Annotated in this window: 13 protein-coding genes; 7 read left to right on the forward strand and 6 right to left on the reverse strand. The window is 64.0% G+C overall.

Annotated elements, in window-relative coordinates; translation table 11 throughout:
• Window positions 1-2: 2 nt before the first annotated feature.
• Together DXH78_RS04050 and ubiG are read right to left on the reverse strand one after the other, a co-directional pair.
• Window positions 3-344 carry a hypothetical protein gene (locus tag DXH78_RS04050; RefSeq protein WP_115515854.1) on the reverse strand — a complete coding sequence of 114 codons (342 nt, stop codon included), beginning with the start codon at window positions 342-344 and terminating at the stop codon, window positions 3-5.
• On the reverse strand, window positions 341-1,111 hold the full coding sequence (gene ubiG / locus DXH78_RS04055) for a bifunctional 2-polyprenyl-6-hydroxyphenol methylase/3-demethylubiquinol 3-O-methyltransferase UbiG (protein ID WP_115515855.1): 771 nt from the start codon (window positions 1,109-1,111) through the stop codon (window positions 341-343). The genes DXH78_RS04050 and ubiG overlap by 4 nt, the downstream gene beginning before the upstream one ends.
• A 173-nt stretch (window positions 1,112-1,284) precedes the next feature.
• On the opposite strand from ubiG, the gene DXH78_RS04060 reads away from it, so the two are divergent.
• The 5 genes from DXH78_RS04060 to DXH78_RS04080 all read left to right on the forward strand — a co-directional run bounded on the left by DXH78_RS04060 (window position 1,285) and on the right by DXH78_RS04080 (window position 8,384).
• The gene (locus tag DXH78_RS04060; RefSeq protein ID WP_115515856.1) at window positions 1,285-2,538 is read left to right on the forward strand and encodes an aspartate kinase; all 1,254 of its coding nucleotides are present in this window, start codon (window positions 1,285-1,287) and stop codon (window positions 2,536-2,538) included.
• Window positions 2,539-2,768: 230 nt separating this feature from the next.
• The gene (ptsP, locus tag DXH78_RS04065; RefSeq protein ID WP_115515857.1) at window positions 2,769-5,036 is read left to right on the forward strand and encodes a phosphoenolpyruvate--protein phosphotransferase; all 2,268 of its coding nucleotides are present in this window, start codon (window positions 2,769-2,771) and stop codon (window positions 5,034-5,036) included.
• Window positions 5,033-6,112 (forward strand): peptide chain release factor 1, encoded by a 1,080-nt coding sequence (gene prfA / locus DXH78_RS04070; RefSeq protein WP_115515858.1) that lies wholly within the window; start codon window positions 5,033-5,035, stop codon window positions 6,110-6,112. The genes ptsP and prfA overlap by 4 nt, the downstream gene beginning before the upstream one ends.
• Window positions 6,113-6,137: 25 nt before the next feature.
• Window positions 6,138-7,025 carry a peptide chain release factor N(5)-glutamine methyltransferase gene (gene prmC / locus DXH78_RS04075; RefSeq protein WP_115515859.1) on the forward strand — a complete coding sequence of 296 codons (888 nt, stop codon included), beginning with the start codon at window positions 6,138-6,140 and terminating at the stop codon, window positions 7,023-7,025.
• Window positions 7,026-7,640: 615 nt separating this feature from the next.
• Entirely contained in the window at window positions 7,641-8,384 is a 744-nt protein-coding gene (locus tag DXH78_RS04080; RefSeq protein WP_115517711.1) for a DUF4167 domain-containing protein, read from the forward strand.
• Here the strand turns inward: DXH78_RS04080 and DXH78_RS04085 are convergent, their stop codons facing one another.
• Window positions 8,385-9,119: a class I SAM-dependent methyltransferase gene (locus DXH78_RS04085; protein ID WP_115515860.1), complete on the reverse strand. Its 735-nt coding sequence runs from the start codon at window positions 9,117-9,119 to the stop codon at window positions 8,385-8,387. It lies immediately after the preceding gene.
• Window positions 9,120-9,281: 162 nt separating this feature from the next.
• Here DXH78_RS04085 and gloB point away from each other — a divergent pair, with 162 nt between their 5' ends.
• Both gloB and DXH78_RS04095 read left to right on the forward strand, forming a co-directional pair.
• A complete protein-coding gene (gene gloB / locus DXH78_RS04090; RefSeq protein ID WP_115517712.1) occupies window positions 9,282-10,049 on the forward strand; it encodes a hydroxyacylglutathione hydrolase in 768 nt (255 codons plus the stop codon).
• A 59-nt stretch (window positions 10,050-10,108) separates the two neighbouring features.
• Window positions 10,109-10,531: a cupin domain-containing protein gene (locus DXH78_RS04095; protein ID WP_115515861.1), complete on the forward strand. Its 423-nt coding sequence runs from the start codon at window positions 10,109-10,111 to the stop codon at window positions 10,529-10,531.
• 3 nt (window positions 10,532-10,534) lie between these two features.
• Here DXH78_RS04095 and yddG read toward each other — a convergent pair whose 3' ends face one another.
• The 3 genes from yddG to phbB form a co-directional block, all read right to left on the reverse strand.
• Window positions 10,535-11,404, reverse strand: a complete 870-nt coding sequence (yddG, locus tag DXH78_RS04100) for an aromatic amino acid exporter YddG (RefSeq protein WP_115515862.1) — start codon at window positions 11,402-11,404, stop codon at window positions 10,535-10,537.
• A 136-nt stretch (window positions 11,405-11,540) separates the two neighbouring features.
• Window positions 11,541-12,617, reverse strand: a complete 1,077-nt coding sequence (locus DXH78_RS04105) for a tartrate dehydrogenase (RefSeq protein WP_115515863.1) — start codon at window positions 12,615-12,617, stop codon at window positions 11,541-11,543.
• A gap of 87 nt (window positions 12,618-12,704) precedes the next feature.
• Window positions 12,705-13,430, reverse strand: coding sequence for an acetoacetyl-CoA reductase (gene phbB / locus DXH78_RS04110; protein WP_115515864.1), 726 nt, complete (start codon window positions 13,428-13,430; stop codon window positions 12,705-12,707).
• Window positions 13,431-13,724: the final 294 nt, after the last annotated feature.

Consider the following 13,724-nt stretch of genomic DNA (forward strand, 5'->3'; position numbering starts at 1 on the left):
GACTAAGACGCCGCCGGCTCGAACGGGTTGTCTGCAAACTCGGTAACTTTGCCGGCCTCGTTGTCGACCAGAGCCAGAAGGTCGAAGTAACGAATCCGCGCCGCGCCACCGGTGCGCTGGATCACCGACTGCTGCCATTCCGCATTGTGCGCGCGTTTGGCCGCCTCGACCGATGGCCAGATATAGACGCCGGCGGTTGTCTTGCCGGTCTCGTCGATGAGGAAGTGCTTGCGGCGCAGCTCGGCATTGGCCTGCCATTTGGCGAAGACCTTGCGAGCGTCGTCCATCACCTGCTCGCGCCCCCATCCCGCCGGCGTATCGAACTCGACCAGTTCGAGAATCATGCATCCGCTCCTGACGAAACCCGCTTCGTGCCCACCAGCATGTAATTGACGTCCATGTCGGACGACAACTGCCAGCGATCGGCGAGCGGGTTGAAGATCACACCACGCTCGGCAATGACATCGAGACCGGCGCCTTCGATGGCGCGCTCGAACTCGGCCGGCGTGACGAATTTGTCCCACTGGTGCGTGCCGCGCGGCACCCAGCGCAGCACGTATTCGGCGCCGACAATGGCCAGCGCGAAACTCTTGAGCGTGCGGTTGAGCGTCGCCGCGATCATCAGCCCGCCCGGCTTCACCATGCCCGCGCAGGTCGCGACGAATTCCGGCACATCGACGACATGCTCGACCACCTCCATCGCCAGCACCACGTCGAAGCGCTCGCCGGCCTCGGCCAGCACCTCGGCGGTCTCGGCGCGGTAGTCGATCTCGAGCGCCTCATCCTCGGCATGGGCGCGCGCGACCGCGATATTCTCCTCGGCCGGGTCGACACCGACCATCCCGGCGCCAAGACGGGTCAGAGGCTCGGACAGAATGCCGGCGCCACAGCCGATATCGAGAATGCGCAAGCCGGCGAGGCAATCGAGCTTCGATGGATCGCGCCCGAAATGCGCGGCCACTTGGTCGCGGATATAGCCGATCCGCACCGGATTGAGCTTGTGCAGCGGCGCCATCGGGCCGCGCGGGTCCCACCAGCGGGCCGCCAGCCGGCCGAAGCGCTCGACCTCGGCCTCGTCGATCGATGAGCCGCGGCTCTTTGTGTTCACCATCCGGTCCTTCTTTCGCTCGCCGGTAGCCCGGTCGGATGGCCCGGTCGGTTGCAGGCCGCCCACCCCTTCTGTATACGCGCCTTCCGAAACGAAAGGCAGGCACTGCCGCTTGTTAGCCCATTTTGGCGCCTGCCGCGAATGTCGGATTATTAGGTCTCGGGTTCCTGAACGTCATGCCTCGCCTCGTCATGAAATTCGGCGGCACCTCCGTCGCCGATCTCGACCGCATCCGTAACGTCGCCCGCCACGTCAAACGCGAGGTGGACGCCGGCTATGACGTCGCGGTCATCGTCTCGGCGATGTCGGGCGTGACCAATCAGCTGGTCGCCTGGTGCAGGGACGCCGCGCCGCTGCACGACACCCGCGAATACGACGCCGTGGTGGCGACCGGCGAACAGGTCACCGCCGGCCTCCTCGCCATCGTGCTCGAAGGCATGGGCGTCAATGCCCGCTCGTGGCAGGGCTGGCAGTTGCCGATCCTGACCTCGAATGTCCACGGCTCGGCCCGTATCGAAAGCGTCAATGGTGACGAACTGATCAAGCGCTTCGGCGAGATGAAGCAGGTTGCCGTCATCGCCGGCTTCCAGGGCATGCACGAGGGCACCCGGCGCATCACCACGCTCGGCCGCGGCGGCTCGGACACATCGGCCGTGGCGGTTGCCGCCGCAATCGGCGCTGAACGCTGTGACATCTACACCGACGTCGACGGCGTCTACACGACCGACCCGCGCGTCGATCCCAGCGCGCGCCGGCTCGACAAGATCGCGTTCGAGGAAATGCTGGAAATGGCCTCCCTCGGCGCCAAGGTCATGCAGGTGCGCTCGATCGAGCTCGGCATGCTGCATAAGGTGCGCATCTTCGTGCGCTCGAGCTTCGTCAAGCCGGAAGACATCGACCCCAAGGCCAAGTTCGTTGGCACGCTTATCTGCGACGAGAGTGAGATCATGGAACAGCAAACCGTCACCGGCATCGCGTTCTCCAAGGACGAGGCGCAAATCTCGATCCGCCGCGTGCAGGACAAACCCGGCATCGCCGCCGCGATCTTCGGCCCGCTGGCCGACGCCAGCATCAATGTCGACATGATCGTGCAGAACATCTCGCCGGACGGCTCGACCACGGACCTCACCTTCACCGTGCCGTCATCCGACTACGAGCGCGCCCGCGTCACCATCGAGAAGGCCAAGACCCAGATCGGCTATGAGCGCCTCGACGGCGCCACCGACGTCGCCAAGGTCTCGGTCATCGGCATCGGCATGCGCAGCCATGCCGGCGTCGCGGCCTCGGCCTTCAAGGCGCTGGCGCAGGAGAAGATCAACATCCTCGCCATCACCACCTCGGAGATCAAATTCTCCGTCCTGATCAACGCCAGCCAGACCGACCAGGCCGTCCGCACCCTGCACAAGCTGTTCGGGCTGGATAAGGGCTAATTCTTCCCTTCACCCTCCCTTTATCTTCCATGCCCTCCCCTTGCGGGGAGGGTGAAGAAGCGGCTGGGCACTTTCCGGCCCTTTTCCTTGCCCCCCTCCACCCCCAGCGGCTATAGCCCTCCCCATATGTGAACTGAGGGCGGGCCGGGGCCGTCAGGCCGCGATTCGTGCATAATCGAGCCGCAATCGAGGTCCAGACCTCGGTTTCAGGGCTGAAAAGGGCTTCTTCAATGCGTGGCGCGCTGGGCGGCCCACGCGTGCTGTTGCGTCGGCTCCGCGAAGTCATGGCGGAACCGGTCAGCGCGCAGGACCGACTCGACAAAGTGGTGGTTCTGATCGCCGCGAACATGGTGGCGGAGGTGTGCTCCGTCTACGTGTTGCGCGTCGACGGCACGCTTGAGCTGTACGCCACCGAAGGCCTCAAGCGCGAAGCCGTCCACAACACCGTGATGAAGGCCGAGGAAGGCCTGGTCGGTCTGGTCGCCAGCGAAGCCACCAAGATCAACCTGTCCGACGCCCAGAACCACCCGGCCTATTCGTTCCGGCCGGAGACCGGCGAAGAAATCTATCACTCGTTCCTTGGCGTGCCGATCCTGCGCGCCGGCAATACGCTCGGCGTGCTCGTGGTGCAGAACCGCGCGCGGCGGACCTATACCGAGGAAGAGGAAGAGGCGCTGCAGACCACGGCGATGGTGCTCGCCGAAATGATCGCCTCGGGTGAGCTGTCGTCGCTCGCCCGTCCCGGCGCCGAACCGGTCGCCCGCCACGCCATCCATATCGAAGGCTCATCGCTGTCCGACGGCATCGCGCTCGGCCATGTCGTGCTGCACGAGCCGCGCGTCGTCATCACTAACGTGATCGCCGACGACGTGCCGCGCGAACTCAAGCGCCTCGAGGCGGCGCTCGCCACCTTGCGCGCCGACCTCGACCGCATGGTCGAGCACCGCGATGTCGTCGATGGCGGCGAACACCGCGATGTACTCGAAGCCTATCGCATGTTCTCCTACGACCAGGGCTGGGCGCACAAATTGCGCGAGGCGGTCTCGACCGGCCTGACCGCCGAAGCCGCGGTCGAGCGCGTGCAGTCCGATACCCGCGCGCGCATGCTGCGCGCTTCCGATCCCTATTTGCGCGACCGGTTGCATGATCTCGACGATCTCGCCAACCGGCTGATGCGCATTCTGATGGGTCAGGACCATGCGCCGCGGCGCGACCAGTTGCCCGACAACGCCATTCTCGTCGCGCGCTCGATGGGCCCGGCGGCACTGCTCGACTACGACCGAAAGAAAGTGCGCGGCCTCGTGCTCGAGGAAGGCGGCCCTACATCGCATGTGTCGATCGTGGCGCGCGCGCTCGGCATTCCCGCCGTCGGCGACATCGCCAACGCCACTGGCCTCGTCGAACAAGGCGACGCCATCATCGTCGATGGCGCCACCGGCCATGTCCATATGCGGCCGCCGCAGGACATCCAGGCGGCCTACAGCGAGCGCGTCAAGTTGCGCGCGCGGCGTCAGGCGCAATATCGCGCCCTGCGCGACAAACCCTGCGTCACCAAAGACGGCTGCAACATCCAGCTTATGATGAATGCCGGCCTCACCATCGACCTGCCGCATATGGTCGAAACCGGTGCCACCGGCATCGGCCTGTTCCGTACCGAAATGCAGTTCATGGTGGCGCCGACCATGCCACGCGTCTCGGACCAACTGGCGCTCTACCGAACCGTCCTCAACAGCGCCGACAAGCGGCCGGTGACCTTCCGCACGCTCGATATCGGCGGCGACAAGGTGCTGCCCTACATGCGCAATGTCGAGGAGGAGAACCCCGCCCTCGGCTGGCGCGCCATCCGTCTCGGCCTCGACCGTCCCGGCCTGTTGCGCAGCCAGGTGCGCGCGCTGCTGCGCGCCGCCGGCGGCCGCGAACTGCGCGTGATGTTCCCGATGATCGCCACGGTCGAGGAGTTCGACCAGGCCAAGAAGCTCGTCGATCTGGAGCTGACACATCTGCGCCGTCATGGGCACGCTTTGCCGGAGCGCGTTCATATCGGCGCCATGCTGGAAGTACCATCGCTGTTGTTCCAGCTCGATGAACTGCTCGAGCGTGTCGATTTTCTCTCGGTCGGCTCCAATGACCTCATGCAGTTCCTGTACGCCGCCGACCGGGGCAACACCCGCGTTGCATCGCGCTTCGACCCTCTGTCGGCGCCGGTCTTGCGCGCGCTTAAGGACATCGCCGACAAGGCGCAGAAACACGGCAAGCCGGTTGCCTTGTGCGGCGAGATGGCATCGCAGCCTTTGGGCGCCATGGCACTGGCGATTCTTGGCTACCGGACGATGTCGCTGACGCCGTCCGCCGTCGGTCCCGTCAAGGCGCTGCTGCTCGCGCTGGATTGCAAGAAGGGCTCCGAGATGCTGTTGCCCATTCTGGCGCAGCCGGTCGGCAGCGTGCCGATCCGCGCTAGGCTCGAAGAATTTGCCCAAGCTGAAGGCCTGCCGCTTTGATCGCAATTCCTGAACACCGTCTCGACGCCCTATTGCACCGCCATGCCCTGGTGGAGCGCGAACTGGCGACCGACCTAAAGCCTGACGAATACGTCAAACTGTCGCGCGAATTCTCCGACCTGACGCCGGTCATCGACACCATCAAGGACTACCGCGCCATCGTCGGCGAGATTGCCGATCTCGACGCCATGATCGCGGATTCCGGCACCGATGCCGAAATGCGCCGCATGGCGGAAGCCGAAAAGCCGGCGCTGAATGAAAAGCGCGAAACGCTTGAACGGAAAATTCGCCTCGCGCTCATTCCCAAGGATGCGATGGATGATCATGACGCCATCCTCGAAATCCGCGCCGGCACCGGCGGCGACGAGGCGGCTCTGTTCGCCGGCGATCTGTTCCGCATGTACGAGCGCTACGCCGCGCGGCAAGGCTGGACCGTCGAAGTGATTTCGATCAGCGAAGGCGGCCATGGCGGCTACAAGGAAGTCATCGCCGAAGTGCATGGCCGCGGCGTGTTCGCCAAGATGAAATACGAGTCCGGCGTTCACCGGGTGCAGCGCGTGCCCGACACCGAAGCCTCCGGGCGCATCCATACCTCAGCGGCAACCGTTGCGGTGCTGCCCGAAGTCGAGGACGTCGATATCCAGATCCGCGACGAGGATTTGAAGATCGACACCATGCGCGCGCAAGGCGCCGGCGGCCAGCACGTCAACAAGACCGAATCGGCGATCCGCATCACGCATATGCCGTCCGGCATCGTCGTCGCGGTGCAGGAAGAGCGCTCGCAACACAAGAATCGCGCCAAGGCGATGAAGATGCTGCGCGCCAAGCTCTATGACGAGCAGCGCTCCAAGCTCGACCGCGAACGGTCCGCCGACCGCAAAAGCCAGGTCGGCTCCGGCGATCGCTCCGAGCGCATCCGCACCTACAATTTTCCGCAAGGGCGCGTCACCGATCACCGCATCAATCTGACGCTCTATAAATTGCCGGAAGTGATGCAGGGCGATATCGGCGATCTGATCGATGCGCTGATCACCGAACACCAGGCGGAATTGCTGGCGGCCGAAGCCGCCGCATGATGCCTTTGCCGCAGGCGGCACGATCATGTTGCGCGTCATATCTGGACTGAAAGCCGACGCCTCGGTCGCCGAGGCGCAGCGCCTTATGGTGCAAACCTTTCGGCTCGGCGGCATCGAGTCGCCGGACGCCGATGCGCGTTTGTTGCTCGGCCACGCCTTGAGACTCGATCGCGCCCAGTTGCTCGCCCAGTCCGACCGCCTGCTCGAGGCGCGCGAAGTCGCATGCGTCCAGGCGCTGGCGGCACGCCGCATCAACCGCGAGCCGGTGTCGCGCATTCTCGGCCGCAAGGAATTCTGGAGCCTGACGCTTCATGTCAGCGACGCGGTGCTGGTGCCGCGGCCCGAGACCGAAACGATCGTCGAACAGACACTCGATCGTATGGCGCGCGACAGCCGGCAGGGCGACCCCCTGCGCATCCTCGATATCGGCACCGGCTCGGGCGCGCTGCTGCTGGCCTTGCTGAGCGAATTCAAGAACGCCACCGGCGTCGGCACCGATATCAGCATGGCGGCGATCGAAGTCGCGCGCGGCAATGCCGAAAGAAACAAGCTCGACGGTCGCGCCCGGTTTGTTTGTTGCAGTCTGGCCGACGGCCTCAGCGGCCCGTTCGATCTCGTCGTGTCGAATCCGCCTTACATCGCGCGGGCCGAGATCGCGACGCTTGACCCCGAGGTTCGCGATTACGATCCGGTATTGGCGCTCGACGGTGGGGCCGACGGCCTCGACTTTTATCGCGCGATTGCCCGCGAGGCGGATCGCCTGCTGGTGCCGGGCGGCCATTTGGTTGTGGAACTGGGCGCCGGTCAGGAAGCGGCGGTTTCGTCCCTGTTTGAAACAGTGGGATTGAAGGTCGCTCCGGCACAGCCGGATCTGGCCGGTATTCCACGCGCTCTTGGCGCCCAAAAGGGGTAAAAAGCCGCCATGACTGAGGTGCAATACCCCCTTCCGAAAATGCCGAACGGTAAAAAACCGCTTGGAAAGGGGGCCGGAAACGACTAGCTTCCAGTTACGGAATCGACCCGCGACGGTCGCGCAGCTCCCTAAGGCCCTGGGCTAATGGCTCGGCCAAGCAGCGCTGAAAAAACCGACGTAAAAAAACGAAGTCGATTGAGCCGGTTGGAAGAACTCGGCAAACCGAACAGATCGTATTCGACGGTAAACCGAGACCGGCAGTTGATCGAATTCAACAGTGCATCGAAACCGACGATGACGGGTCCCACGACTTCACCAGTTGGCGCGTCGCTATTTGAACGATGAACAAACAGCGCGGCAGAAGGTTGATGGCGCCGCGACGGTAGAGCGCGGCTGAGGGGCTCGAGCCGTAGCGAAAGCGGGCACACGACAGTGAGACGATCGCGGACCTTCCCGGGGGCTGGTCCGCTCCGCACGAAGAGATCGTGCGATTGTCAGCAGCGGGAGTTGGGCTGGTCCGTCCGACGTCGGTTGGCGTCGAACGGGTGACGTGGAATTGGCTGGCGGAGAACGCCGCAGCCTGGAAGTGCATTTTGGATAGCCAATAGGATGAGCATGAGAAACGGTCAGAAGCGTATGCGCGGTCGCGGTGGTGGCGGCGGTGGCGGCGGCGGCAACAACAACAATCACCGCAAGGGCCAGAACCCCCTGACGCGCGTTTACGAGTCGAACGGGCCGGACGTGAAAATCCGCGGCACCGCGTCTCATATCGCCGAGAAGTACATGCAGTTGGCGCGCGACGCGCAGAGCTCGGGCGACCCGGTGGCGGCGGAAAATTATTTCCAGCACGCCGAGCACTATTTCCGGCTGATCGCCGCGGCGCAGGAACAGCTTCGCCAGCAGAACCCCTACTACAATCAGCAGCCGCCGCAGCAGGGCGTGCCGCAGGGCGCCGCTGACGAGAACTTCGACGACGACGAGCAGGAAGGGCAGCCTTTCTCCGCTCAGGACCCTGGCTTCGCGCCGCAGCCCCAGCAGGGCCAGCCTTATCTGCCGCGCGACACGCAGTTTCCGCAACGGGCGCAGCAACAGCCTCAGCAGCAACCGCAGCCGGACGTTCCGGGTGGTCTGCCGGCCTTCATCACCGGCGGCCAGCCCGCCAGTGGCGGCGACTTTGCCCAGCAGAATGGCGGCAACGGTAATGAACAGGGCGGCGATCGTCCCGATCGTTTCGGCCGCCGCCGCCGCCGGCATCGTGGCGGTTTCCGCGGCGATCGCCCGGACTACAATGCGGGCAACAATGCCGAAGGCGGCGCTCCGGCCGCGCAGCCGGCCAGCGATGAGCCGCCGGCGGAGTAATTAAACGCCCGGCGTCGGCGACAGCGCCGGCTCCAGCGCGGGCACCAGGACGCGCCGCTCGCGGCGGCGCGTCGGGATGGCGCGGTAAACCTGCTTGGTCGCCTCCACGAGATGCACACCGGCAAACGGCGCCGACAAGGTCGCGCCGGTGCGCTCCCAGGCCACCGCTGAGCGCAGAAACCAGCTGCGCGAAACCGGCGGCACGTAGAGCGCCTCGCTCCAGCCCGTCGGCGAAAACCAGGTCTCTCGCAGCAACTGATTGATCTGGCTGCGCGAATAGGGCCGGCCATGACCGAAGGGTGTATTGTCGGTGCGCGCCCAGACGCCGCGCCGGTTCGGCACCACAGCAAGCAATCGTCCGCCGCTCGCCAGCACGCGCCACACTTCACGCAACATGCCGGCCGGGTCGTGCGTCATCTCGATCGCGTGAACCATCAGCACGCGGTCGACCGCGCCATCGGTGAGCGGCAATTCGTTCTCGTCGACCAGCGCCGCCAGCGACGGCCGCGCCGTCGGCCATTTCACCACGCCTTGCGCCGCCGGCATGAAGGCCAGGCAGCGCTCGGCCTCCTCGCGGAACAAGCCGAGATAGGGCGGCGTATAACCGATACCGAGCACACGCTCGCCGCCAGTGTCGCGCCAATGCGCGCGCACACCGCGGCCGATAATACGCCGCGCCACCTTGCCGAGCGGCTGGCCGTAGAAATTGCGCAGATCGACGACGTCAATGGACATGGATCAGAAGTACCACGGATTTGCGTCCAGGACGGAACACCGGACCAAATTACAGGCTTTCACGACGGGGCGCGATTGTGCCAAACCTCGGCTGGCTGCGGACCCCGTCGTCCCGCCGCAAGGTTAACGCTTATTCCGCCGACCCGTTTGCCGGAGATCATCATGCCCGCAGAAATTCGCCTGTTTCGTTGCTTGTCCGACAATTACGGCGTGCTGATGCATGACCCCGACACCGGCGCCACCGCCGCGATCGATGCCCCCGAAGCGGCGCCAATCGAGGCGATGCTGAAGCAGACCGGCTGGAAACTGACCGACATCCTGGTCACACACCATCATGCCGACCATACCGACGGCATCTTGGCGCTGAAGGACAAGTACAAGTGCCGCGTGGTCGCGCCCGCCGCCGAGGCCGGGAAGATTCCGGGCGTCGATGAGACCGTCAAAGAAGGCGACCGTGTCAAGGTTGGCAATCTCAGCGGCAATGTTCTTGAAACGCCCGGCCATACGCTCGGCCACATCGCCTACTGGTTCCATGGCGACAAGGTCGCCTTCGTCGGTGACACCTTGTTCTCGATCGGCTGTGGCCGTGTCGTCGAAGGCACAATGGACCAGATGTGGGACTCGCTGAAGAAGCTGCGCGACCTGCCGGACGACACGCGCGTCTATCTCGGCCACGAATATACTTTGTCGAATATCAAGTTTGCGCTCACCATCGAGCCGACCAACGCGGCGCTGAAGTCGCGCGCGGCCGAAGCCGAGAAACAGATCGCCGGCGGTCACTTCACCATTCCGGTCACCATCGGCGCGGAGAAGAAGGAAAATCCGTTCCTGCGCGCCGACGTCGCAGAAGTCGCGGCCGGCATCGGCATGGCCGGCAAGCCGGCCAACGAGGTGTTTGCGGAGATCCGGGTGAGGAAGAACAAGTTCTAACCCCTATCATTCCGGGGCGTTCGCGAAGCGAGCGAACCCCGGAATGACGGAGACAGTGCATGCCCACCGCCGCCGACATCATCAAAAAACTCGACCTCAAGCCGCATCCCGAAGGCGGACATTATCGCGAAACGTTCCGCGACACGCATCTGATCAACGGCCGCGCTGCCTCGACAGCAATCTTGTTCCTGCTGGCCGAAGGCGAGCGCTCGCACTGGCATCGCGTCGATGCGGTGGAGATCTGGCACTGGCATGCCGGCGCGCCGCTCAAGCTCGAAATCGTCGACGGCGCGAAGGAAGAAATCGTCCGTCTGGGCGGCGATATCCATAACGACGAGGTGCCGCAGGTCACGGTACCGGCGCGCGCCTGGCAGGCGGCCGAGTCGCTCGGCGCATGGACCCTCGTCGGCTGCACCGTGGCGCCGGGTTTTCAATTCGAAGGCTTCGAACTCGCGCCGGTGGATTTCACGCCGAGCAAATAGGGCTTACTTTCTACGCAGCATGTCCTGTGCCGCCAGCAGGCCACCGCCGGCGATCAGCAGCGCAGAGAGCAGCAAGGTCATGCGCGCCTCGGCAAAACCGGCGAGAACCAGAAACAATGTCGACAGCACCGGCGCCGCGTAAGAGGCGACCCCGAGCAGGCGGATATCACCGCGTTTGACGCCGATGTCCCAGGCGTAGAACGCGGCACCAACCGGGCCGACACCGAGCGCGACCACTGCTTCCCATTCCTCGAGGCCCTGCGGCCACACCGTCGTTTCAAACACGAGATGGCACATCGCGGCGAGCGCCGCGGTCACCAGACAAAAGCCCGCGACGGCCGCGGTCGGCACGCCGGCCAGACGGCGCGACAGCACCGAATAGCCGGCCCAGACGAAGGCCGCCATGAAAGCGGCGATATAGCCAGTGCTCGCGCCGGCTGTTGGCGCCAATCCCACTCCCTTGCCGACGAACAGAATCGCCGTGCCAGCGAAGCCGATGAGTGCGCCGGCGACCGAATACCAGCGCAGCCGCTCACCCGGCAGCAGGCCGGAGAACAGGACGATCAAAAGCGGCCAGAGATAATTGACGAGCCCGGCCTCTGCCGGCGGCGCTAGTCGCAGCGAGATAAAATAGAGCGCGTGATAACCGAACAGGCCACCGACGCCGAGCGCCCAGGCGCGCGGGCCTTGCCGCAGCGCGCTCCACGATCCGCTCCATGTCACCCAGACCGCACCGATCGCGCCGCCAATGGCAAAAGTCATCGCCGCGAGTTGAAATGGCGGCACGGCGCCCGACGCCACCGTGAGCAGCGCCAGCAGCGACCACATCAGGATCGCGGAAAAGCCGATGAGCGTGGCGTTGAGGGAGGACATGAAATCAATTCGCTTTTTGAAGCCTCTATCGGCCTCATGGTGAGGAGCCCGCGCAGCGGGCGTCTCGAACCACCGAGGCCGCCCCATCCTTCGAGATGCGGCTTGCGCCGCTCCTCAGGATGAGGGCGGATCATCTCTACCCCAATGCCGCCGCAACCGCCTTGCCGCATTCGCTCGTACTGGCCGGGCCCTTGAGGTCACGCGTGCGCAGCTTGTCCTGCGACAACACTGTCTCGATCGCCTTGACGATCGCGGCCGCCGCATCATGCTCGCCGACATGCTCGAGCATCATGGCGCCGGACCAGATCTGTCCGATCGGGTTGGCAATGCCCTGTCCAAAAATATCCGGCGCCGAGCCATGGACAGGCTCAAACACCGACGGGAAATTGCGCTCGGGATTGATGTTGCCGGACGGCGCAATGCCGATCGTGCCGGTGCAGGCCGGGCCGAGGTCCGAGAGAATGTCGCCGAACAGGTTGGAGGCAACCACGACATTGAACCGGTCCGGGTTCATGACGAAGTGCGCGGTGAGAATGTCGATGTGAAATTGATTCCATTTCACGTCGGTATAGTTCTTCGCCATTTCCTTCACCCGCTCGTCCCAATACGGCATGGTGATGGCGATGCCATTCGACTTGGTCGCCGAGGTCAGATGCTTCTTCGGCGTCGAGCGGGCGAGTTCGAAGGCGAATTTCAGCACGCGGTCGACGCCGACGCGGCTCATCACCGTTTCTTGGACCACCACTTCGCGGTCGGTGCCGGGAAACATCTTGCCGCCAATGGCCGAATATTCGCCTTCGGTGTTTTCGCGCACCACCCAGAAATCGATGTCGCCCGGCTTGCGGTTTGCGAGCGGCGACGGCACGCCCGGCATCAGCCGAACAGGGCGCAAATTGATGTACTGGTCGAACTCGCGGCGGAACAGGATGAGCGAGCCCCACAGCGATATATGGTCGGGCACTCGGTCCGGCATGCCGACGGCGCCGAAGTAGATCGCATCATGCGTGCCGATCTTCTCCTTCCAGTCCTCCGGCATCATGCGGCCGTGCTTTTCGTAATAATCGCAGGAAGCGAAATCGAAATCGTCGAACGCCAGTTTGAAGCCGAACTTCTTGGCCGCGGCTTCGAGCACGCGCACGCCCTCAGGCATGACCTCCTTGCCGATGCCGTCTCCCGGAATGACAGCGATGCGGTGGACGCGATTGGTGCTCATGAACGGCTCCCTGACATGCAAACGGCCCGCCCTTGTGGCCGGGCGGGCCGCCTGATCTAGCCAAACGGATCGCGCTGCGAAAGCGCCTTACGCGAAATATTGCCCGCCATTCGCCGTCAGGGTTGCGCCGGTGATGAGCCCGGCATCGTCGGCGGCGAGGAAGACCACGCAGCGAGCGATTTCTTCCGGTTCGCCGAGACGGCCGATCGGAATCTGCGGCAGGATCGACTTTTCCAGCACATCCTTCGGCACCGCCTGCACCATTTCGGTGTTTATATAGCCCGGGCAGATGGCATTGACGGTAATGCCGGCCTTGGCGCCTTCCTGCGCCAGGGCCTTGGTGAAGCCGAGTTCGCCCGCCTTGGCCGCCGAGTAATTGACCTGTCCCATCTGGCCTTTCTGGCCATTGATCGAAGAGATGTTGACGACGCGGCCGAACTTGCGCGCGCGCATGCCCTCCCAGACCTGACGGGTCATGTTGAACAGCGAACCGAGATTGGTGCCGATCACCGCATTCCACTGCTCTGGCGTCATGCGGTGGAACATGCCGTCCTTCGTAATGCCGGCATTGTTGACCAGCACCTCGATCGGTCCGACCTCGGCCTCGACCTTCTTGATGCCTTCGCCGCAGGCCTCGAAGGAGGACACGTCCCATTTGAAGACAGGGATGCCGGTCTCGGCCTTGAATTTTTGCGCGGCTTCATCGTTGCCGGCGTAGCTCGCTGCAACCTTGTAGCCCTTGTCCTTGAGCGCTTTCGAAATTGCGGCCCCGATACCGCGGGTACCGCCAGTCACCAATGCAACGCGAGCCATTGTCCCTCTCCCAGAACTTTCTCGTCACTTTTCTTGCCGTTCCCCGACAAGCGAGCTCCTTGATGGAGCAATTCTTATGCCGACCATCGCGACTTGTTGATGGCAGCTTAAAGCTCTGCCCGGCGTTCGCAACAAGCCACAAGCGCACATGGTCAAAAGACTAAGGCCGCACCCCGGATACCCCCGAAATGCGGCCTACACTCTGATTCAGATCAAACCAGCGGTTGTGCGCTGCAAAGCCGGCGCTCAACGTATTTTGTCGGGCGTGTCGAATAGCGTTCGACACACCGTTAG

The sequence above is a fragment of the Undibacter mobilis genome (assembly GCF_003367195.1).
GTDB classification, from domain to species: domain Bacteria; phylum Pseudomonadota; class Alphaproteobacteria; order Rhizobiales; family Xanthobacteraceae; genus Pseudolabrys; species Pseudolabrys mobilis.

What these genes read in the sequence shown, in the direction of transcription:
- prmC (WP_115515859.1), top strand. Translation starts at nt 6,138, where the DNA reads ATGTTGCGCGTCATATCTGGACTGAAAGCCGACGCCTCGGTCGCCGAG.
- ptsP (WP_115515857.1), top strand. Translation starts at nt 2,769, where the DNA reads ATGCGTGGCGCGCTGGGCGGCCCACGCGTGCTGTTGCGTCGGCTCCGC.
- DXH78_RS04105 (WP_115515863.1), bottom strand. Translation starts at nt 12,617, where the DNA reads ATGAGCACCAATCGCGTCCACCGCATCGCTGTCATTCCGGGAGACGGC.
- DXH78_RS04095 (WP_115515861.1), top strand. Translation starts at nt 10,109, where the DNA reads ATGCCCACCGCCGCCGACATCATCAAAAAACTCGACCTCAAGCCGCAT.
- DXH78_RS04050 (WP_115515854.1), bottom strand. Translation starts at nt 344, where the DNA reads ATGATTCTCGAACTGGTCGAGTTCGATACGCCGGCGGGATGGGGGCGC.
- DXH78_RS04060 (WP_115515856.1), top strand. Translation starts at nt 1,285, where the DNA reads ATGCCTCGCCTCGTCATGAAATTCGGCGGCACCTCCGTCGCCGATCTC.
- ubiG (WP_115515855.1), bottom strand. Translation starts at nt 1,111, where the DNA reads ATGGTGAACACAAAGAGCCGCGGCTCATCGATCGACGAGGCCGAGGTC.
- gloB (WP_115517712.1), top strand. Translation starts at nt 9,282, where the DNA reads ATGCCCGCAGAAATTCGCCTGTTTCGTTGCTTGTCCGACAATTACGGC.
- yddG (WP_115515862.1), bottom strand. Translation starts at nt 11,404, where the DNA reads ATGTCCTCCCTCAACGCCACGCTCATCGGCTTTTCCGCGATCCTGATG.
- DXH78_RS04085 (WP_115515860.1), bottom strand. Translation starts at nt 9,119, where the DNA reads ATGTCCATTGACGTCGTCGATCTGCGCAATTTCTACGGCCAGCCGCTC.
- phbB (WP_115515864.1), bottom strand. Translation starts at nt 13,430, where the DNA reads ATGGCTCGCGTTGCATTGGTGACTGGCGGTACCCGCGGTATCGGGGCC.
- DXH78_RS04080 (WP_115517711.1), top strand. Translation starts at nt 7,641, where the DNA reads ATGAGAAACGGTCAGAAGCGTATGCGCGGTCGCGGTGGTGGCGGCGGT.